This is a genomic window from Allobosea sp. P5_A5 (genome assembly GCF_056400625.1).
This window is the reverse complement of record NZ_JBFUKY010000006.1, coordinates 1-17,990: the sequence shown is the minus strand read 5'-3', so window position 1 is coordinate 17,990 and position 17,990 is coordinate 1. Positions and strand designations below refer to the sequence as shown.

The 17,990-nt window shown below is 64.7% G+C and carries 17 protein-coding genes, 2 pseudogenes and 1 riboswitch; of the genes and pseudogenes, 11 read left to right on the top strand and 8 right to left on the bottom strand.

The features are described 5' to 3' along the window. The first annotated feature begins 119 nt into the window (after positions 1-119). From AC1DR6_RS13310 to AC1DR6_RS13280, 7 genes and pseudogenes are all read left to right on the top strand, one after another. A complete protein-coding gene (locus AC1DR6_RS13310; protein WP_476829721.1) occupies positions 120-863 on the top strand; it encodes a 3-ketoacyl-ACP reductase in 744 nt (247 codons plus the stop codon). Then, on the top strand, positions 829-1,566 hold the full coding sequence (locus AC1DR6_RS13305; protein WP_476829720.1) for a hypothetical protein: 738 nt from the start codon (positions 829-831) through the stop codon (positions 1,564-1,566). The genes AC1DR6_RS13310 and AC1DR6_RS13305 overlap by 35 nt, the downstream gene beginning before the upstream one ends. A gap of 66 nt (positions 1,567-1,632) precedes the next feature. After that, the gene (locus AC1DR6_RS13300) at positions 1,633-2,679 is read left to right on the top strand and encodes a LacI family DNA-binding transcriptional regulator (RefSeq protein ID WP_476829719.1); all 1,047 of its coding nucleotides are present in this window, start codon (positions 1,633-1,635) and stop codon (positions 2,677-2,679) included. A 33-nt stretch (positions 2,680-2,712) separates the two neighbouring features. Next, a complete protein-coding gene (locus AC1DR6_RS13295; protein WP_476829718.1) occupies positions 2,713-3,555 on the top strand; it encodes a shikimate dehydrogenase family protein in 843 nt (280 codons plus the stop codon). Positions 3,556-4,105: 550 nt separating this feature from the next. Further along, complete coding sequence (locus AC1DR6_RS13290; RefSeq protein ID WP_476829717.1) at positions 4,106-5,065, top strand: GlxA family transcriptional regulator; 960 nt, start codon at positions 4,106-4,108, stop codon at positions 5,063-5,065. 168 nt (positions 5,066-5,233) lie between these two features. After that, the gene (locus AC1DR6_RS13285) at positions 5,234-6,964 is read left to right on the top strand and encodes a putative bifunctional diguanylate cyclase/phosphodiesterase (protein ID WP_476829716.1); all 1,731 of its coding nucleotides are present in this window, start codon (positions 5,234-5,236) and stop codon (positions 6,962-6,964) included. 286 nt (positions 6,965-7,250) lie between these two features. Continuing rightward, a pseudogene (locus tag AC1DR6_RS13280) lies at positions 7,251-7,854 on the top strand (tyrosine-type recombinase/integrase). A gap of 124 nt (positions 7,855-7,978) precedes the next feature. Here the strand turns inward: AC1DR6_RS13280 and AC1DR6_RS13275 are convergent. The 7 genes from AC1DR6_RS13275 to AC1DR6_RS13245 all read right to left on the bottom strand — a co-directional run bounded on the left by AC1DR6_RS13275 (position 7,979) and on the right by AC1DR6_RS13245 (position 14,606). After that, positions 7,979-8,395, bottom strand: coding sequence for a VOC family protein (locus AC1DR6_RS13275; RefSeq protein WP_476829715.1), 417 nt, complete (start codon positions 8,393-8,395; stop codon positions 7,979-7,981). 393 nt (positions 8,396-8,788) lie between these two features. Beyond that, entirely contained in the window at positions 8,789-9,556 is a 768-nt protein-coding gene (locus AC1DR6_RS13270) for an SDR family oxidoreductase (protein WP_476829714.1), read from the bottom strand. Further along, positions 9,553-10,554, bottom strand: a complete 1,002-nt coding sequence (locus AC1DR6_RS13265; protein WP_476829713.1) for an ABC transporter substrate-binding protein — start codon at positions 10,552-10,554, stop codon at positions 9,553-9,555. Before AC1DR6_RS13265 ends, AC1DR6_RS13270 begins: the two co-directional genes overlap by 4 nt. Further along, a complete protein-coding gene (locus tag AC1DR6_RS13260) occupies positions 10,551-11,309 on the bottom strand; it encodes an ABC transporter permease (RefSeq protein WP_476829712.1) in 759 nt (252 codons plus the stop codon). Before AC1DR6_RS13260 ends, AC1DR6_RS13265 begins: the two co-directional genes overlap by 4 nt. Further along, positions 11,306-12,085 (bottom strand): ABC transporter ATP-binding protein, encoded by a 780-nt coding sequence (locus tag AC1DR6_RS13255; RefSeq protein WP_476829711.1) that lies wholly within the window; start codon positions 12,083-12,085, stop codon positions 11,306-11,308. The genes AC1DR6_RS13260 and AC1DR6_RS13255 overlap by 4 nt, the downstream gene beginning before the upstream one ends. Then, positions 12,075-13,523, bottom strand: coding sequence for an acyl-CoA reductase (locus tag AC1DR6_RS13250; RefSeq protein ID WP_476829710.1), 1,449 nt, complete (start codon positions 13,521-13,523; stop codon positions 12,075-12,077). Before AC1DR6_RS13250 ends, AC1DR6_RS13255 begins: the two co-directional genes overlap by 11 nt. 6 nt (positions 13,524-13,529) lie before the next feature. Then, on the bottom strand, positions 13,530-14,606 hold the full coding sequence (locus AC1DR6_RS13245) for a LuxE/PaaK family acyltransferase (RefSeq protein ID WP_476829709.1): 1,077 nt from the start codon (positions 14,604-14,606) through the stop codon (positions 13,530-13,532). Between the two features lie 80 nt (positions 14,607-14,686). Next, positions 14,687-14,816: riboswitch (TPP riboswitch) on the bottom strand. 74 nt (positions 14,817-14,890) lie between these two features. Here AC1DR6_RS13245 and AC1DR6_RS13240 point away from each other — a divergent pair. Both AC1DR6_RS13240 and AC1DR6_RS13235 read left to right on the top strand, forming a co-directional pair. Beyond that, entirely contained in the window at positions 14,891-15,190 is a 300-nt protein-coding gene (locus tag AC1DR6_RS13240) for a siderophore-interacting protein (RefSeq protein ID WP_476829708.1), read from the top strand. A 23-nt stretch (positions 15,191-15,213) separates the two neighbouring features. Further along, positions 15,214-15,834, top strand: a complete 621-nt coding sequence (locus AC1DR6_RS13235) for a hypothetical protein (RefSeq protein WP_476829707.1) — start codon at positions 15,214-15,216, stop codon at positions 15,832-15,834. Positions 15,835-15,851: 17 nt separating this feature from the next. On the opposite strand, the gene AC1DR6_RS13230 is transcribed toward AC1DR6_RS13235, so the two are convergent. Next, positions 15,852-16,298, bottom strand: a complete 447-nt coding sequence (locus AC1DR6_RS13230) for a Ros/MucR family transcriptional regulator (protein ID WP_476829963.1) — start codon at positions 16,296-16,298, stop codon at positions 15,852-15,854. A 793-nt stretch (positions 16,299-17,091) separates the two neighbouring features. Here AC1DR6_RS13230 and AC1DR6_RS13225 point away from each other — a divergent pair. Together AC1DR6_RS13225 and AC1DR6_RS13220 are read left to right on the top strand one after the other, a co-directional pair. After that, positions 17,092-17,796 (top strand): glutathione S-transferase family protein, encoded by a 705-nt coding sequence (locus AC1DR6_RS13225; RefSeq protein WP_476829706.1) that lies wholly within the window; start codon positions 17,092-17,094, stop codon positions 17,794-17,796. Positions 17,797-17,818: 22 nt separating this feature from the next. Next, a pseudogene (locus AC1DR6_RS13220) lies at positions 17,819-17,932 on the top strand (glutathione-dependent disulfide-bond oxidoreductase); the annotation flags it as partial. Positions 17,933-17,990 lie beyond the last annotated feature (58 nt).

Genomic DNA, 17,990 nt, shown 5'->3' with positions numbered 1-17,990 from the left:
AAAGCCACGACCATTGACAATCTCGATGGCATTTGTAACCGGTTGCATAAAGTTTGGAGCCGTCGAGTGTCAAGTCGCAGAGCCTTTTCGAGGAAACGCTTCGCTGCAAGGCGAGGACGATGAACCGCGTTGCCCTTGTCACGGGCGCTGGACGCGGGATCGGCAAGGCGATCGCGGATGCGCTGATGCAGGTCGGCTTCGCGGTGGCGCGGGTCAGCCTGGAAAATCAGCGGGACGAGCCGCTGCCGGGGGTCGATAACGGTGCCTATTACACCTGTGATGTCGGCGATATCGACGGACATGCCGCGCTGCTCGCGCGGATCGCCGCCGAACTCGGCGAGCCTGAATGCCTGGTCAACAATGCAGGCGTTACCTCGCTGCAGCGCGGCGACCTACTTGACCTTACCGCGGAGGGCTACGACCGCACGTTTGCAATCAACCTGCGCGCCGGTTTCTTCCTAACCCAGGCTTTTGCCCGCCGCCGGCTTGCCGAGGCACCGGGACGGACAGGCTCGATCATCTTCGTCGGCTCGGCGAATGCCGAGATCATTGGCGAGAACCGTGCCGATTACTGCATCAGTAAGGCGGGAGTTGCGATGATGAGCAAGCTGTTCGCCGCCCGCCTGGCAGCGCATGGGATCGTGGTCTTCGAGGTTCGACCGGGCGTCATCCGCACGGCGATGACGGCACCCGCGACGGCCAAATACGACGCGCTGCTGGCGGATGGAGGCATCCCGATGCAGCGCTGGGGCGAGCCGGCCGATATCGGCCGCACCGTCGCGGCGTTGGCGACCGGGGCGATCCCTTATGCCACCGGCATCCACATCGATGTTGGCGGCGGCATGCAGCTTCACCGGGTGTGATGAGGAGAGAGACGTGGGACTGGCAGGCAAGGGCGTATTGGCGATCTGGAACGGTATCGCCGAGGAGGCCGAGGCCGATTTCGTCGCCTGGCATATGCGCGAGCACATTCCCGAGCGGATCGCAGTACCCGGCTTCCTGCGCGGGCGCCGCTATGTCGCTGAGCGCGGCAGCCCGAAATACTTTAATTTCTATGAGGTGCAGTCTCCAGAGACGCTGGTGTCGCCGGATTACGTTGCCCGTCTCAATGCGCCGTCGGACTGGACCAAGCGCGTGGTCCGGCATTTCCAGGACACCTCCCGCACGGTCTGCAGCGTTGCCGCGAGCCAAGGCCTCGGTGATGGCGGCTTCGTCGCCGCGCTTCGGTTAAGTGACAAGGGTGGACGCGAGACCTTCCTGGCGGTTCTTGGGCCAATCCTGACCGCGCTCGGTACCGAACCCTCGATCGTCGCGGTCCATCTGCTCGAGGGCAAAGGCGGTGGCAGTAACGGTGCGACCGCTGAAAAAGAGCTTCGCAGCCAACCCGACGCCACGGCGGACTGGATTCTGCTGGTCGAGGCCGCCGACCTGCAGGCGCTGGAAGCAGCATTGTCAACTCGTGCCTCGGACGAGCAATTGGCCGCGATAGCGACCGGTTACGACAGCGCGCGAGATTGTGGCATCTATCGCCTACAATACGGACTGGCAAAACATCAGCTCGGTTGAGAAGACCGGGTGATCAAGGAGCCGAACAACGCCATGAGGAAGGGCAAGCCAGCTCAGGACGCAGTCTTGGTCGAACTCATGGCCGCCAACGTCGATCCGCGCCGCAGCGTCGGACTCCGGGAGGTCGCGCACGCGGCTGGCGTCTCGACGGCGACCGTCTCGCGGGCCATCAATACGCCCGACGTCGTGTCCGTCGATCTCCGCGAGCGGATTGCGGTTGCGGTCAAAGCGCTGGGTTGGGTTCCCGATGGCGCGGCACGCGCGCTCAGCACACGGCGCTCCCAGACGATCGGCGCGGTGTTTCCGGCGCTTTCGGTCGGCGACTTCGCCCATGCGACGCATGCGATCCAGTCGGAGTTGTCGGAGGCCGGATACACATTGCTACTGGCCTGCTCGGAATACGAACCGGAACTCGAGCTGCGCCAAGTGCGCAAATTCGTCGAGCGTGGCGTCGATGGCCTCATTCTGGTCGGCCAGGCGCATCATCCCGAACTAGAGCCCCTGCTGGCGCGGCGGCACATGCCGTTCGTCAATACCTTCGTCTACGATCCGGCGACGCACGGCAGTTGCGTCGGCCCCGACAATCGCAAGGCGCTGATGATGATGACGGAGTATTTGGCGAATCTCGGCCATGTCCGCTTCGGCGCCATCGCGCAGTCGACCCGCAACAACGATCGCGCCGGCGCCCGGCTCGAGGGCTTGCGCGATGCGTTGGCTCTGCGGGGGCTGGCCGTCCGGCCACAGCATTTCGCTATGGGCGAGTGGACGATCACCGAAGGGCGCAGCCTGTTCCGCAGGTTGATGCAAACCGATCCGAGGCCGACAGCGGTCGTCTGCGGCAATGCCCATCTCGCGGTCGGTGCCGTCCTAGAAGCGTTCTCGATGGGGCTGCGCCTGCCGGAAGACCTGTCGATCGTCGGCTATGACGACATCGAGATCATGAGCCACCTGCCGGTGCCGGTAACGACGGTCCGGGTCCCCGGCGCCGAGATCGGCCGCGTCGCGGCGCGCGTCCTGATCGCGCGACTGGACGGCCGCGAGACCTCCACGTCGTTGGAAGCGCACGCCGAACTTGTCATCCGCGCCTCCTCCGGCCCGCCGCCATCGGCCTGATCACCCGTCATGCCTGCTCAGAAGGCCCCCAACATGCCCGACGCTTCCTCTTCGACGATCAGTGGTGCCACGCGTCTGCTCGGCTTCCTCGGCGATCCCGTCATCCATGCGAAGTCGCCTCAGAACTTCAATCCGCTCCTCACGGCGGCCGGTCACGACGCAGTGCTGGTCCCTTTCCATCTGCGGCAAGATCAGTTCGAGGCGGCCATTGGAGGCTTGATGTCGCTGGCCAATCTCGATGGGCTCGTCGTCACCATGCCCTATAAGGCAAGGTTGATCCCGAAGCTCCACGAGATCAGTGGTCGCGCTCGCGCGGTCGGCGCCGTCAACGCGGCGCGGCGAAGCCCGGACGGACGTTGGTTTGGCGACATCTTCGACGGGGTCGGTCTCGTCGGCGCGGTTGAAGGACTTGGAATTTCGCTACGTGGACTGAAGGTCGGCTTGGTCGGGGCCGGCGGTGCCGGTGCTGCGATAGCCTTCGCGCTGGCGGAGGCGGGTGTCGCTACCCTTGCGATCACCGACCGCAATGGCGAGAGGGCAGCACACCTAGCCCAACGAGTTGCCGCTCTCGGCTCGCTGGAACCTGCCGCGGGTTCTTTTCTGGTCGGCGGTCTCGACCTCCTGGTTCATGCGACACCAGTGGGGATGGCGCCGGAGGATGGGATCGCCTTGGACATCTCGGGCCTTTCGGCACGGACCGCCGTCATCGATATCGTAACAAGGCCCACAACACCGCTACTCAAGGCCGCTGCCAGACAAGGCTGCCTTCATGCGGGCGGCGCCGCGATGGTTGCCGCGCAGACACGGGCGATCTTGGGCTTCCTGGGGTTTGCGGTCGTACCCGGTCTGATTCAGCAGCGACTTCCCCATGAATGAACGGATGCTGGCGCACCTCACCGGATCAGCGTCCCGCACTTCTGGCACGTTTTCGACGATGACCGCTTGCTAGCCGGACGCCAAAGACACTGACCGGTCCATGAGGGGCTGAGAGCGCTCGCTGGAAGAATGAGGTTCAACCCTGAGTGTCCGGTTTGGGGCGGAACTCCAAGGCCCTGAAGTGGCGCGCTGCAGCTCTGGCCGATCCAATCGCGCTGGTCCAATTCGAGCAGGCCGACCTCTTAAAGATAAGCATTGCGGCTGCCCCGACGGTCGCAAGGGTTTTCGGTGGCAGATGCGGACGGCCCTCATCAACTGCTATGCCGATTATTTAAAACAGAATTCGCTTCAGCGCGCCGACTTCCAACCTGGTCCCGCGCCCATCAGCCTGGTTTCAGGAGGGTGCGCAACGTTAGGATAAGTACTCGGTCGTGGGCGGTTCCGTAGCAATGCCTCACGGCCCGCAAAGGGCTGCCACGCCGCAGGCGAACCTTACGGCTCTGCGGCGCTAGCATTTCAGCCGCGCTCCAAGCTGCCAGGAGAGACCGGCATGTCCCGACCCGGCGTCCGCAACGTGACGATATTCGCTCCGGCCGATGTCCATTCGCTGGAGATATCCGGAGTGATGGACGCGTTACATGAGGCGAACCGCCACCAAGGCCATGCGCTTTACGAAATGTGCGTGGTCGCGGAGACTCAGGAACCCATTCGCTGCGCGTCGGGACTGCGGATCCTGCCGGATCGCACGATCCATGATGCGCTCGTTGCCTCGGACACCTTCGTCGTTACGGGGACTTACGGCGTTCCCGCAACGCCCAACGAAGCGGTTCTGGCCTGGATTCGCGAGCAGGCCCGGCTGGCGCGCCGCCACGGCGCGGTCTGCACCGGCACCTTCCTGATCGGGGACGCCGGATTGATCGACGGGCGGCGTGTCACGACGCACTGGGACTATGTCGGCGAGCTTACAGCGCGATGTCCCGAGGCGCGCATAGAAGCCGACGCGATCTTCATCCGGGACGGCGCCCTATTCACCTCCGCTGGCGTGACCGCTGCGATCGATCTGGCGCTGGCGCTGATCGAGGAGGATCACGGGCGCGATCTAGCTCTCGCGATCGCGCGTCACATGGTCATCTATCTGAAGCGACCCGGCGGCCAGTCGCAGTTCAGCGCGCACCTTTCTGCGCAATTCAGCCACCGCACGCCGATCGAGAGGGTTCAGCGCTGGGCGGTCGAACACCCCGGCGCCGATCTCGGCACGACCGCGCTCGCGACACGCGCCGGGATGAGCCCGCGTAATTTCACGCGCATCTTCCGTCAGGAGACGGGCCTGACGCTCGCCGAATTTGTCGAGCGGCTCCGGATCGACACGGCGCGGCGGCTGCTCGAAGAGACCAGCCTGCCGCTGGCGACGGTCGCGCGCGCATCGGGCCTCGGCACCGCAGCCTCGGCGCGCCGGGCCTTCCTGCGCCGACTGGGTATCACGATGCGGCAGTATCGCGCACGCTTCTGACCTCCAAACAGCTTCAATGGCTGGATTGTCCTGATCGGGCCGCGCTTTGGCCGGGACCGTCGCTCGGCCCGGGTTGTCGCCAGCCATGCGGCGAGGCATACCGCATCGGGCTTTTCCTTTGCCAAAGACGCGGGAGCGTCCAGCGGTACCATTTACGAGACGTGTCCCGTGCTCCGCCGGATCTTTCGCAAATTTTGGTCCCGAAGCTCCCGTGGTTCGGGTTCAGAAAGCATCGCGCCAGAGCTGTTCGCCGAGCTCGCCGATCATGCCAGCGATGCGGTGCTGATTGCGGACATAGTCCGACCCGGCCAGGCGATCGTCTATGCCAACGCCGCCTTCGAGCGCCTGAGCGGCTATCGGCGCGACGAAGCGTTGGGCAAGAACTGTCGCTACCTCCAAGGCGCAGATCGCCTCCAGCCGGAAGTCGCCGAGATTCGTCATGCGATCGCGACTGGGACTAGCTGCGAGGTCCGCCTGCGCAATTACCGGAAAGACGGGACGCTGTTCTGGAATAGCCTGAGGCTGACGCCCCTGGGGCCGAGCGGGGCTCCGACTCATTATGCAGGTTTTCTTCACGACGTGACCGATCTGGTGGAAGCAAAGGCGCGGATCGAAACCGTTATCAACAGGGATGCGCTTACTGGGTGCCTGAACCGGGACGGGCTGCTCGCCGCGCTCCGGCCGCTCTGCGCCGAGCACCGGATCCTGATGGCCAAGATCGACATCGCCCACTTTCACGACATCAACAGCGGCTATGGCTATGATCTCGGCGATGCGATGCTGCGCGAGACCGCGCGGCGTCTTGCAACGGTGGACGGCGGTATCGTGGCGCGCGTCGGCAACGATCAGTTCGCCGTCGCGATCATCCTGTCTGACGATGCGAAAGTCGCGGATATCCTCACGCGCATCGCGCAGAGCCTGGGGACGCATTACAACTTGCCCGGGGCGGCGCTGACGGTTCGGTTCGCGACGGGCTACACGATCGGCAGCCCAGGCGGCGATCCCATCACGCTGGCGCGTCAAGCCGGCGCGGCGCTGGCCGAATCCAAAGCTTCGCAACTGCGCAGGCCACACGCATTCGCCCTGGAGGCCGAACGTGACGCGTTCAATCGCATTCGGCTAACCGCCGAGCTTCAGCGGGGGCTCGCGGCCGACGAGTTCCTGTATCACTACCAGCCCAAGATCGATCTGCAGACCGGAGAGATTGTCGGCGCCGAAGCGCTCCTGCGCTGGCAGCATGGGCTTTTTGGGCTGCAAACACCCGGCAGCTTCGTGCGGCTGACGGAGGATACGGGGCTCATTCTCGACATCGGTGCACGCGGCTTCCGGCGGGTCGCCGATTTCGCCGTGCGCATCAACTGCAACCGCCGCCGGCCGTTGCGCTTCTCCATCAACGTATCAGCAATCGAGTTCACGCACCGCGACATGGTCGCTTTCATCACCGATATCCTGAATCAGACCGGCGCGGACCCGTCCTGGCTGATACTCGAACTCACCGAGCGGTTGATCGCGCCCGACTCGCCCGAGATGCTCGCCATCTTCCACCGCGTCCGCGAGATCGGTGTCGGTCTTTCGATCGACGATTTCGGAACCGAATATTCCAGCCTGCGCTATCTCGAGCGCTTTCCGGTGACAGAGGTGAAGATCGATAGAAGCTTCGTCTCAGATCTGCAGCACCACACCGCAAAGCACATCATTGTCGGGGCAGTGATCCAGCTCGGCGTGGAGTTGGGCATCGATATCGTTGCCGAGGGCATCGAGCAGGACGGCGAACTTGAACTTCTGCGCGCGATGAACTGCCAGCTCGGTCAGGGGCACCTGTTCAGTATTCCCCTGAACGAGGAGCATTTCGCTGCCCTGGTCCGTGAAGAGACCGTACCAAACGAGGAAAACAGCTGAGCGTCTCTATCGCCAAGGCGGTTTGCCATGATCACTTTACCAGCTTGACGGACACGCCAGAGACTGCTTGCACACCAGCGTATCGCGTCTGACATCAATAATTTCAGTTTGCGGTCCAATAAAGCGCGGAAGGCAATGATTGGCTGACGTCCTCCCGACCGAATTCCGGTCGCTGCACAAGTCCCAGTTAAGAACGTCCACTTCCGGGCAGACATCAAAGGTCGGCTATTGGCGCGAGCCCAGCTCAACGCCTTTCGTGATAAGATAACTTCGGATGCGGCCTCCAATGGAGGACACGCTATGCCGATCGAACGTCAACAACGTGACCCAGCGCCCCGCTTGGAACACGGGCCGCCTGATTGGGCCCAAGCCGCCGCTCAAGCCCCGTCATATCTGGGCGATCCAAACGCGACTGCAGCACGATCATCGCGTACGCGATCTTGCCATGTTCAATCTGGCGATCGATAGCAAGCTGCGCGGCTGCGATCTGGTTCGCCTACGGTTGAGCGACGTGGTGCTGGGTGGTACCGAAGACCCGTGCCGTTCGAGCTGACTGATCCAACACGCGAAGCTTTGACGGCGTGGCTTCGACGCCGTCCCTCGGCCGATGCCGACTGGCTGTCTTCCAGCCGAAGTCGCAAGGGCGATCACGTCACGACCCGGCAGTACGGGCGCCTACTCGACGACTGGGTGGCACTGTTAGGGCTGGACCCAGCCCTCTATGGTACCCACAGCCTGCGCCGGACCAAGGTTGCCTTGATCTACAAGCGGACTGGCAATCTGCGAGCCTGCCACTCCTCCTCGGCCACTCGAAGTTGGAGAGCACCGTCCGCTATCTCGGCATCGAGGTTGATGACGCGCTCATCCTCTCGGAGCAGACCGACCTCTGATAGCATCACCAGCACAGCAGCTGCAGCTCTTGTTGCAGCTGCTGTGCGTTTTGTCAGCCGCAACCAGGAGCTGTGGGCCGACAGCCGACATCGGGCGATTACCGAAAAGCGGACACTGACGCGCTCAAGATGTCTGGCCGTCGCCCTGGCCCTGCGCCGCTTCGAAACCCGCCATGTCCATCCACATCGTCTCCCAGACGTGGCCGTCTGGATCCTCAAACGAGCGGCCGTACATGAAGCCGTGGTCGTCCGGCGCATTGACATCGGCGCGGCCGCCAGCGCTCGCGGCGGCCGTCACGAGGGCGTCGACTTCGGTCTTGCTATCGGCTGATAGGCAGAGCAGCACCTCGTTTCCGGTGACCTGCACGTCCGGAATCGGCCGGATCGCGAAGCGCTTGAACTTGTCGTGGGTCAGGATCATCACGTGAATGACGTCGGATAGAACCATGCAAGCACCGGTGCTGTCCGAGAATTGAGGGTTCTTTCGGGCGCCAATAGCCTCGTAGAAGGCGATGGATCGATCGAGGTTCTCGACCGCCAATTGACGAAGATCAGTTTGGACACGCGGCACCTCCCAAGCGCTGGTTGAGCTACGTTCCTTACTACAACCATGCGATCCGAAAACCGCAACTTGCGGTGACCTCGTTTCGATGGGGTACTGCGGGGCCAGACGTCCGCTCGACCTCGCGAGGAAGTGCCGAATTGCAGGCGCAAAGGAGTTAGCCGCGGGCCAACAGCAGTCCCCGGGCACTCCCTAATATCCGCTTTCCGGCACTGCATGAACGGCAGCTTCTGGCGCAGCGCGGGAATTCAGCCTTGTCTCAGATCATAGCAGCCACAATCATGTGCTTCATGCGGGCCATCGGCAGCTAGACGGCGTTGGACGACTGTTCGTCGGCGCTACTACGGGTTCGGGAGCGTCGCCAAAGCCTCTTCAGCTCATCACCAGCCCGCCATCGACATGGAGCGTCTGGCCCGTGACGAAGCCGCTCCACGGGCTTGCGAGAAAGAGCACGGGGCCGGCGACGTCGGCGGGTGTCGCGAGACGGCGCAGCGGCGTCTGCGCGATCAGCATCTCGCGCACCTCCTCTTTCGTCGCGGCGGCGGTTTCGGTCTGGGTCACCAGGCCTGGCGCCACCGCGTTGACGCGGATGCCGAGCGGCCCGAGCTCGGCGGCGAGATTGCGGGTGAAGCCGACGAGCGCCGATTTGGCGGTGGCGTAGTCGTGATAGGGAATGCTGGGCCGCGTCACCAGATCGCTGGCGATGTTGACGATGCTGGCGCCGGTCCGGCGCTGGAGCAGCGGCAGCATGGCGGTTGTGACGGTGTAGGCGGCCTTCACCGCGCCTTCGAACTGACTCTGATAGTCCTCCCATGGCGTCTCCCAGAAGCGCGCGCGGCGCTCGGGGTCGAAACGGTAGGGCGCAAAGGCGTTGTTGACGATGATATCGAGGCGGCCGACCTCCTGACTGACGCGCTCGGCCATCGTGACGACCGCGTCCGGCGATGTGACGTCGGCCGCGATCGGCAGCGCCTCGCCGCCGGCCTGGCGGCAGGCGGCGGCGACCGCCTCGGCAGCGTCTGCATTCTCGCGGTAGTTGACGATGACGAGCCCGCCTTCGCCCGCGAAGGCTTTGGCGATGGCAGCGCCGATGCCGCGGCTGGCACCGGTGACGAGAATCGTCTTGTCGCGGAATATCATGGTGTAGCGGCCTTCGGCGGAATCAGGTCGCTCTTCACGACCGTGCCCATGTCGAGCGATCTGGCGATCAGGCCAAGGCTGCGGAAGCTTTCGGCGCCTTTCTGCATGATGTCGAGGTCGAAATGGCCGAGGCCTTCGCGATCGGTCGTCGGAGACACGCTAGCGAGGTTTCGCAGCTTGATGATCTCGAGATTGACCGCCTCGTCGCGGCCGTTGATCGCGCGCGTTACGGCGAGACGGGCGGCTTCCGCGGGCTGCGCGATCATCCAGGCGGCAGAATCGCGATAAGCGGTAAGGAAACGCGCCAGAAGCGGCTTGTTCTGTTCGTAGAAGCCCTGCTTCACGACGAAGATGTCGCTCGGCAGGTTCAACCGGTGGCGCAACTCGATGACGGTAACGTCGCTGAGGCCCTTGGCGCGGGCGACGAGAAGGCCGGTGTCGGTCGCGGCGGTAGCGTCGAGCTGGCCCTGCATCAGCGGCGCGAAGTTGAGCAGGCCAGCGGGCTGGATCGTCACATCCTTTTCGCCGAGGCCCGCCTCGTGCAGCAGCACGAGGAGGTTCTGGTAGGTGCCGCTGGACAGGCTGTAGACGCCGATGCGCTTGCCCTTGAGATCGGCGGCGGAGCGGATGCCGCTCGCTTTCGGCGCGACTACGTTGAACACGTTCTGAGGGTAGATGTTGTAGATCGCAACGAGCTTTTCGCCCTTGTCGAGCGCGAGATAGAGCGATGCAGGATCGGAGAAAGCGATGTCGGCCTGGCCGGCGATCAGCGTCTGCAGCGCCGCACCGCCTCCCGTGCCGGGCACGTAATCGAGCGCAATGCCCTTGGCCTTGAAGAAGCCCTTGTCCGGCTCGGCCAGGAGATTGGTGATCTCGCTGATCGGCTGGCTCCAGCCCGCGACCGTGACCTTGTCGAGCGGTTGGGCCTGTGCCGCCGGGGCCATCAGGCCGCCGGCGAGCATCAGCGCGGCGAGCAACGAGGTGAACGATCGGATCATGGCATCGGACCTTTCGAATAGCGGAGCAGGACGCGGCGCTCAATGAGGTGGACGGCCTCGTAGACCGCCATGCCGAGCGCGGTGATCACGACGAACAGCGCGAAGATCAGACTCGAATCCATCACGCTCTGCGCGGCGACGATCGAGGCACCCAGGCCCATGCGCCCGCCGATGAACTCTCCGACGACGGCGCCGACCAGGGACAGCACGACGGCGACGCGCAGGCCCGCCATCATCGTCGGAAGCGCCGCGGGCAGCTTTAGCCGCAGCAGCGTTTGAGCGCGGCTGGCGCCGAGCATGCGGAAGAGCTCGCGCCGCTGCGGATCGACCTCGGCGAGGCCGGTCAGCGTCGTCTCCATCACGGGGAAGAAGCAGATCAGCGCGGTGATCACGACGGTGGGCGTCAGGCCGAAGCCGAACCAGATGATGAAGAGCGGGCCGAGCGCGAGCTTGGGCACCAGCTGGCTCGCCAGCACATAGGGACGCAGCAGCCGCGCCAGTGCGGGTGTCTCCCCGAGCAGGACGCCGACCACGACACCGATGACGGCGCCGAGGCTCAGGCCCAGCGCCATCTCGGCGGCGGTGACAGCGAGATGCGGCCAAAGCCGGCCGCTCGCAATCTCGCCCCATAGCGTCGCCAGGACGGACAAGGGGGGCGGCAGCACCAGCGGGGACAGGCCACCGAGGCGGCACCAGGCGTCCCAGACGCCGAGCAGGACGATCAGCAGAAGGAGCGAGTGAAGCCGGGCTCTCATGCGGCGGCTCGCCCCAAGGCATCCATGGCCGCGCGCAGCCCGTGGCAGGCGGCGGCAAAAGCCGCCTCGTAGCGCATATCCCTGTCGCGCGGCCTCGTCAGCGCGACGGACTTCGTATGCACGATCCGCCCAGCCTCCATCACCGCGACTTTATCGGCGAGGTAGACCGCCTCGGCGATGTCATGCGTGACGAAGAGCGCGGTGGTGCCGCGCAGCGCGCAGAGCCGCAGCAGATCGTCCTGCAACTCCTCACGGGTCAGGGAGTCGAGCGCGGCGAAAGGCTCGTCGAGCAGCAGAAGTTCGGGCTCGCCGGTAAGGGCGCGGGCTAGCGCGACACGGCTCTGCTGGCCGCCCGAGAGTTCGCGCGGGCGCCTTGCCGCGAACTCCGTCAGGCCGATCCGCGCCAGCATTTCGTGGGCGGCCTCACGGTCCCGGCCCGTCGGCCGGCGCGCCAGCGAGATCGGCAGGAGGACGTTGTCGAGAACGCTCAGCCAGTCGAGCAGTGTCGGCGACTGGAAGACGAAGCCGGCGCGGCGGCTCGGGCCGGTCAGGACGTTTCCGGCGATCCGCACGGCTCCCGCTTTCGGCAGGAGCAGCCCGGCGGCGAGCTTGAGAAGGGTGGTCTTGCCGCAGCCGCTGCGGCCGAGCAGGCAATGGAATTCGCCACGTGGGATCACCCAGTCGACGCCGGCGACGGTCGGTGCGGTGTCGCCGGCATAGCGATAGACCGCGCGGTCGATCGTCAGGAACGGCGACGGGGTCGGCTCAATCGACATAGGGCGCGAAGCCTTCCGCCGCGATTTCCGCGCCTTGGTCGATCTCGGTCAGGGTCACGAGGTCGAGCAGGCTGAAGCGTCCGTCATGATGCCAGCCAGCCTCCGGCGCCGTCATGCGGCCGAACGGCGCGACGCGGGTCACGCCGGCTGCGGCCAATGTGTCGGCTATCGCGAAGAGCCGTTCGGGAGAGGCCGCCACCCCCGCCGTCTGGAGGAGAAGCCGGTGGGGCGCGACCAAGGGACCGACCTCGTCGAGGCTGTCGACCGAGACGAGCTTGATCGTGCGGTTCAGCCCCGTGGGACTCAGCGCTTCGGCCATCTCGACATGCGCGACACTCCAGGGCGCGTCGGCCTCGCCGAACAGCGCGACCTCGTCCGAAAGGCTGCGCATCTCGTGAGCGCCGCGCCAGACCGCGACAGAGGCTGTCTCAGCGTCCGAGAGTGCTCGGCGGGGATGACGATGGGCCATCGCCGCCAGCTCGTAAGCGACATGGCGGGCGAAGTCCGCCGGGGCGACGCCGCCGCCGCGCTCGACGAAGACGAGCTGCGGCGAATAGCAACCCTGCTGCTCGTAGCGTGTGACGTCCTGCGCGATCAGCCGCGCCAGCCTGGGGGCTTTTCGCGTGTCGAGCGCCTCGCGCGCGACGAGACCGAAGCCGATCTTGTGCCCGTGCGGCAGGAAACGCGTCGTCACAGGCAGCTTGTCGCGCAGCGCGGCAAGCGTCGCGTTGCCGCCATAGGCCATCACCGTATCGGCCTCGCGCAGGATCGTGGCCTCGCCGTCCGCCTCGCCGCCCTTCCACCAGACGATGGCGATAGCCTCGCCGATCTCGGGGTCGATCTCGGCGATCAGCCCGGCGAACCAGCCTGCCGTCAGCGGCTCGACGCCGGCCACCTTGCCGAGCGTGCCGGCCTTCACCAGCAAGCCGCAGATCAGGCTCCACAGCGGCAGCGCGGGCACGTTCCCGGCCCAGACATGCAGCAGGAGCTCCGGGCCGTTGGCGCGCAGGAAGCCGCCCTTGCGCGCGGGTCGAAAGCCGTCGAGAACGCCGGGATCGGGAAAATCCTCGGCCAGGAAGCGCAGAAGCTGCGGCTTGCGGAAGGTCTTGAGATAGCTCGTCAGGCCGAGCCGCACGGTCTCGGCATCGTAGCCGGTGACGATCGGCAGCAGATGCTCGGCCTTGCGACGCAAGGGGTGCTGTCTGTCGAGCAGGCGCGCGACCGCGCCATCGATGGCCTCGACAATGCGGGCGACCGGCATCCGACGCAGGCGAAGCCGCGCTTCGCCGCGAAGATGGTCGCAAAGCCGTTTGGCCTGCGCCGCGTCGAGTTCGGGCAGCGCGACCTCGGCCGACTGGCCCCAGGCCGAATAGGTGACGTGCCGCCACGCGATGTCGTCCCGCGCCACCCCCGGCAGATGTCCGGCCCGTTCGATCACCGGCGCCTAGCCCCGCGCCGCGGCGAGGAATTCGGCAACGGCGACCGAGCAGCCCTTGGAGGCCTCGCCGTCGACGCGGCCAAGCAGGCGGAAGCCGCCCGGCACGAGCTCGCCCGCATCCTCCGTCAGGATCGCCGAGACGCTGTTGAAATGGGCGAGGTCGTGGTGCTGCAGCACGCCGCGCACGCCATCTTGCATGTCGGATCCGGTCAGCGGATCGACGACGCGGCTTCGGATCCAGTGCGGGCCGGATTTGACCGAGGGGCAGATCGCGTTGCCGTCGTCGTAGAGCTGCGTGCTGAGTTCGGTCATGCCGTACATGTTGATGCAGGCCGAGCGCGGGATACCGAAAGCCGCCGAGAGTGCATCGTAGAAGTCGTCTGCCGCGAGTTCGCGCGACTGCCCCTTGAAGCCGCCGGTGTCGAACAGAAAGCTGCCTTCGGGCAGGCGGAAGCGTCGGCCCTGTTCGGCCAGCGCGTCGAGCAGCGGCACGAAGGCGTAGCTTGCACCGAGCAGCGCATAGGGCTTACCCGTCGCCTCGGCGTCCGAGAGCGCCGTGAGGGTGCGTTCGAGGTCGAGCCCGCTATCGCCGATCAGCACAGCGCTGTCGCCCGTGCCGCAATGGTCGCGCGCCAAAGCGAGGTAATGCGCCAGTGAGGAGTTCGGCAGCGCGGTCTCGTCCGGGAAGAGGATGCCCATGCGGATGCGGTCGCGCCCGTGCATCACGCGCTGGCGGAAGTTCAGCAGCATCGAGCGGTCGTAGACCGCAAGGCTTGGATGGTAGCTGCGGCCCCGCACGCTTCGCGTCGTGCCGCTGGTCATGAAGACGCGCTGCGCCTCGTCGGGCGGGCAGCAGCTCAGCGTCAGGTCCTTGAAGGCGGTGATCGGCACGGCCGGGATGTCGCGCCAGCGCCGCACGGATAGCGGCGTGCGTCCGCGCCGGAGGCAGAAGCGCCGATAGGGGTCGTCGTTGCGGAACTGGTAGGCGAAGACGGCGAGCGCCATCGCCTCGAATTCGGCCTCGCTCGCGCCCGGCCGGTCGATGAAGGCGAGCAGGGCCGCGATGATCTCGTCCTGGGTCACGTCGGGCCTCCGTCCGATCCGCTCAGGCGGATCTCGACTCGCAAAGGACCATGAGCGCAGACGGATTGAGGGCCCTGACAAGGCCGACTGTCCCGCATCCCTACGCCGGTATGATCCGGATCAGGTTCGGAGGGTCACCACGTTGCCGAGTGCTTTCGCAACCGGCCGGCGGAATCTCAGCCTCCTAGCGAGGCCCCCCTGGGAACGGATGGTAGATGATAAGCCGCGCACCGATCTGTCAAGGCGGGGCCCGCTTATGCGGACCTACACCATCCGCGACATCCATGCCGATCCCGGCACGGTCGACATCGACTTACGTTCAGGGCGGTCATAGCACCGGCGCCCGCTGGGCCCTGCAAGTCCGTCCGGGCGACAAGGTCGGGATCCGCGGGCCGGTCGGGCGAGTGATTCCTCAGGCGAACTGGTATCTCCTCGTCGGCGACGAAACTGCGCTGCGGGCCATCGCGCGCAAGCCTGAACGCCTGCCCACGGATGCGAACGGGATCGCGGTGATCGAGGTCGCGGATCGTAGCGAGGAGAGCGTCTCTGGAACAGCGGCGATCTGGAGACGTTGCCGTCATTGATTCCGCCTCTGCGAAACCGAGCTATGCCCAAGAAGGATATCGCGACAGCAATCGCTTACCTCCGACATGAATGGCCGCTGCCATCATCGGTGACGTTGGGTTCTGCCGTGAGAGCCAAGGGAATCGAGCGAGAGCTTCGCAGAAAGCTCGCCTGGGCACATCGCAAGCAAATCACTGTCGAGGCGGGCTGTATCGTTCTCTCGGTGCCGGAGGCCGATGCAGATGCATTTGACGCAAATTGCACGCGCGTGGAGCAGCTATTGGCTAGCCTGCCACAGCTGCCCATTCTGCCGAGCGAGATCGAGGATATCCTCTCAATTTCTGCGCGCGAGCGGCACAAATGGCTTGGAGATGGCCGCTTACCCAGCGCTGGGACACGAACGGTCAAGTTACGCGGCAGGGCTAAGAAAGTGACGTTCCATGTATTCGAGCCGGTGCGCGTCGAAGACGTTCTAAACGCGGATTTTCCCGAGCTGTGGCGGGAGGAGGATGCGCAGACTGCAGCGGAAAATCGTAAGCGGGCAGCCGGAAAGGCTGCAATCCGGCGCGCCGCTGCACGGAAGGCCGCGTCTGATGACGCAGCGGTGAAAAGCGATACCCTGGAGGGTTGGGAAGCGTTCGAAGCCGAAGGCTTCCTGCGCTGAAGCCTTGCCTTAACCCGTCAGCTTGACTTCGTAACCCGAGGAGCCCGCTTAGCCTGTGTGACCGTTACAGGCTTCCTGCGCTGATTGCCGAGGCCCATTTTCTTGGCAAGCTGCGAGCGGGCTTCGGCGTATGCCGGCGCGACCATCGGGTAATCGGCAGGCAGGCCCCACTTCGAGCGGTAGGCCTCCGGGCTCATGTCGTAGGCCGTACGCAGATGTCGCGATTTAAACTTCTTGCCGTCCTCCAGGCAGATCAGGAAATCAGGCGTAATCGACTTCCTGACCGAGACCGCCGGCGCCTTGTCCTCGACAATCGGCTCGGGCTGCTTGCCGAGACTGGTCAGGGCGGCGTGAGTGCTCGCGATCAAACCAGCCAGCTCGGCAGTCGGAACTCGGTTATGAGCCACATAGGCTGAGACAATCCCGGCCACGAGATCGACGACTGCTTCGTTTTCGTCTGAAATGTAATCTGGCCCTGTCGAATCTGCGTTTAAGAATGTCGAATAATATCAGTCAGGAGGCGAGTGCGTGTGTTGAGGGGCATTTCGCTGAAACGTCTGTTTGGATGCCGATAGCAGAACTCAGGAAATGCACACAAGACGAACCATTGGCCTCACGTGGCCCGCTAAGCCTTCTGCATCGTTTGGCGACGATGTCCCAGCCTACCGGGACGCGCCGATCCGGCATTGTTCTATGCCGTTTACTCCGGCCGTTTTTAATCTAATGAGGGCGCCGACTTAACCTTTGTTTAGGTCGCCAAAGCTCGGCCGAGGGAAAATCTATCCCAGCATGGAGGGAAGCACGATGCGAATGAGTTCGCTTGCCGAACCGGCTGATCTTGATCGGGCCCAGGCGGCACTGGATACGGCTTGGGCCCGGCTTCAGCCAACAGTCCGCACAGCCGAGGCGAAAAGGTTCGCTCGCTGCTAGCGACGAGCGTTGTCCACTTCCTTTATCGAGGCTGCAGTCAGGAAGAAATGGCTGAGCAGGCCGCTGCTTGGATGTCCGGTAATTTAGCGCCCCGGTCGCGAACCCTCTGAACATCAGGAACGCGAACGGCCTTCATGACCGGGCAGGCTCTGCACGTCGATGGCGGAGCCTCGATCGGCCGCGCCATGTTTTAGCTGGTCGGCGGTGCTGCCGACCGGCGTTCCGATGGACCTCTGGGCGGGGTCGGACCACTTAGTCCTAAGCTAGGACCCGCGGCATTGGTTCGGGAGGCCATCGCGGCCCACCCGACGAAAGAAGGAAAGTTCGATGATCCGCTTCTACTTCCACCCGACGCCGAACCCGGCGAAAGTCGCTCTGTTCCTGGAAGAAACGGGCCTGCCCTACGAGGCGATCCCCGTCGACACCAGCAAGGGCGAGCAACATGCAGCGTCGTTCCGAGCGATCAATCCCAATGGCAAGGTGCCGGCGATCGTCGATACGGACGGGCCGGGCGGCCAGGAGGCGCGCGTCTTCGATTCCACCGCCATCCTGCTTTATCTCGCCGAGAAGACGGGACAATTCCTGGGCGCCCCGGAAGACCGGCCGGAGCTGCTCTCGTGGCTCCTGTTCCTCGCGTCGGGCCTCGGCCCATTTTCAGGACAGGCGGTCCATTTTCAGTTCGCCGCGCCCGAAGGGCTCGATTATGCCGTGAACCGCTATCGCCGCGAGGCCGAACGCCATTATCGGGTGCTGGACGAGCATCTTGAAGGGCGGGACTACATCGTCGGCAAGACCTATACGATTGCTGACATTTCGGCCTGGGGCTGGCTCGACCGCGCCTCGCGCGTGCTCAAGGGAGCGGACGATCCGCTCGCGCCCTTCCCGAACCTCAAGCGTCTGTTCGAGGCTGTCGATGCGCGGCCGGCCGTGATCGCGGCCCGTGCCGTCGGCAAGGACCATGCCTTCAAGCAGATCCGTGACGAAGAGGCTCAGCGCGCGCTCTTCCCGTCCAATTTTCCGCCCGCAGCGTAATCGCGCATCCGGAGACCGCATCATGACCGAGAGCACCGATTATGTCCCGCCCAAGGTCTGGACCTGGGACAAGGCCAGCGGCGGCCGCTTCGCCAATATCAACCGGCCGATCGCCGGCGCGACCCATGACAAGGAGCCGCTTCGCCAATATCAACCGGCCGATCGCCGGCGCGACCCATGACAAGGAACTGCCG

Bases quoted from the DNA above. Each gene is read 5' to 3' on its own strand.
- AC1DR6_RS13295 (WP_476829718.1), top strand. From the start codon at position 2,713: ATGCCCGACGCTTCCTCTTCGACGATCAGTGGTGCCACGCGTCTGCTC.
- AC1DR6_RS13310 (WP_476829721.1), top strand. From the start codon at position 120: ATGAACCGCGTTGCCCTTGTCACGGGCGCTGGACGCGGGATCGGCAAG.
- AC1DR6_RS13240 (WP_476829708.1), top strand. From the start codon at position 14,891: ATGCCGATCCCGGCACGGTCGACATCGACTTACGTTCAGGGCGGTCAT.
- AC1DR6_RS13260 (WP_476829712.1), bottom strand. From the start codon at position 11,309: ATGAGAGCCCGGCTTCACTCGCTCCTTCTGCTGATCGTCCTGCTCGGC.
- AC1DR6_RS13225 (WP_476829706.1), top strand. From the start codon at position 17,092: ATGATCCGCTTCTACTTCCACCCGACGCCGAACCCGGCGAAAGTCGCT.
- AC1DR6_RS13255 (WP_476829711.1), bottom strand. From the start codon at position 12,085: ATGTCGATTGAGCCGACCCCGTCGCCGTTCCTGACGATCGACCGCGCG.
- AC1DR6_RS13270 (WP_476829714.1), bottom strand. From the start codon at position 9,556: ATGATATTCCGCGACAAGACGATTCTCGTCACCGGTGCCAGCCGCGGC.
- AC1DR6_RS13305 (WP_476829720.1), top strand. From the start codon at position 829: ATGTTGGCGGCGGCATGCAGCTTCACCGGGTGTGATGAGGAGAGAGAC.
- AC1DR6_RS13290 (WP_476829717.1), top strand. From the start codon at position 4,106: ATGTCCCGACCCGGCGTCCGCAACGTGACGATATTCGCTCCGGCCGAT.
- AC1DR6_RS13235 (WP_476829707.1), top strand. From the start codon at position 15,214: ATGCCCAAGAAGGATATCGCGACAGCAATCGCTTACCTCCGACATGAA.
- AC1DR6_RS13265 (WP_476829713.1), bottom strand. From the start codon at position 10,554: ATGATCCGATCGTTCACCTCGTTGCTCGCCGCGCTGATGCTCGCCGGC.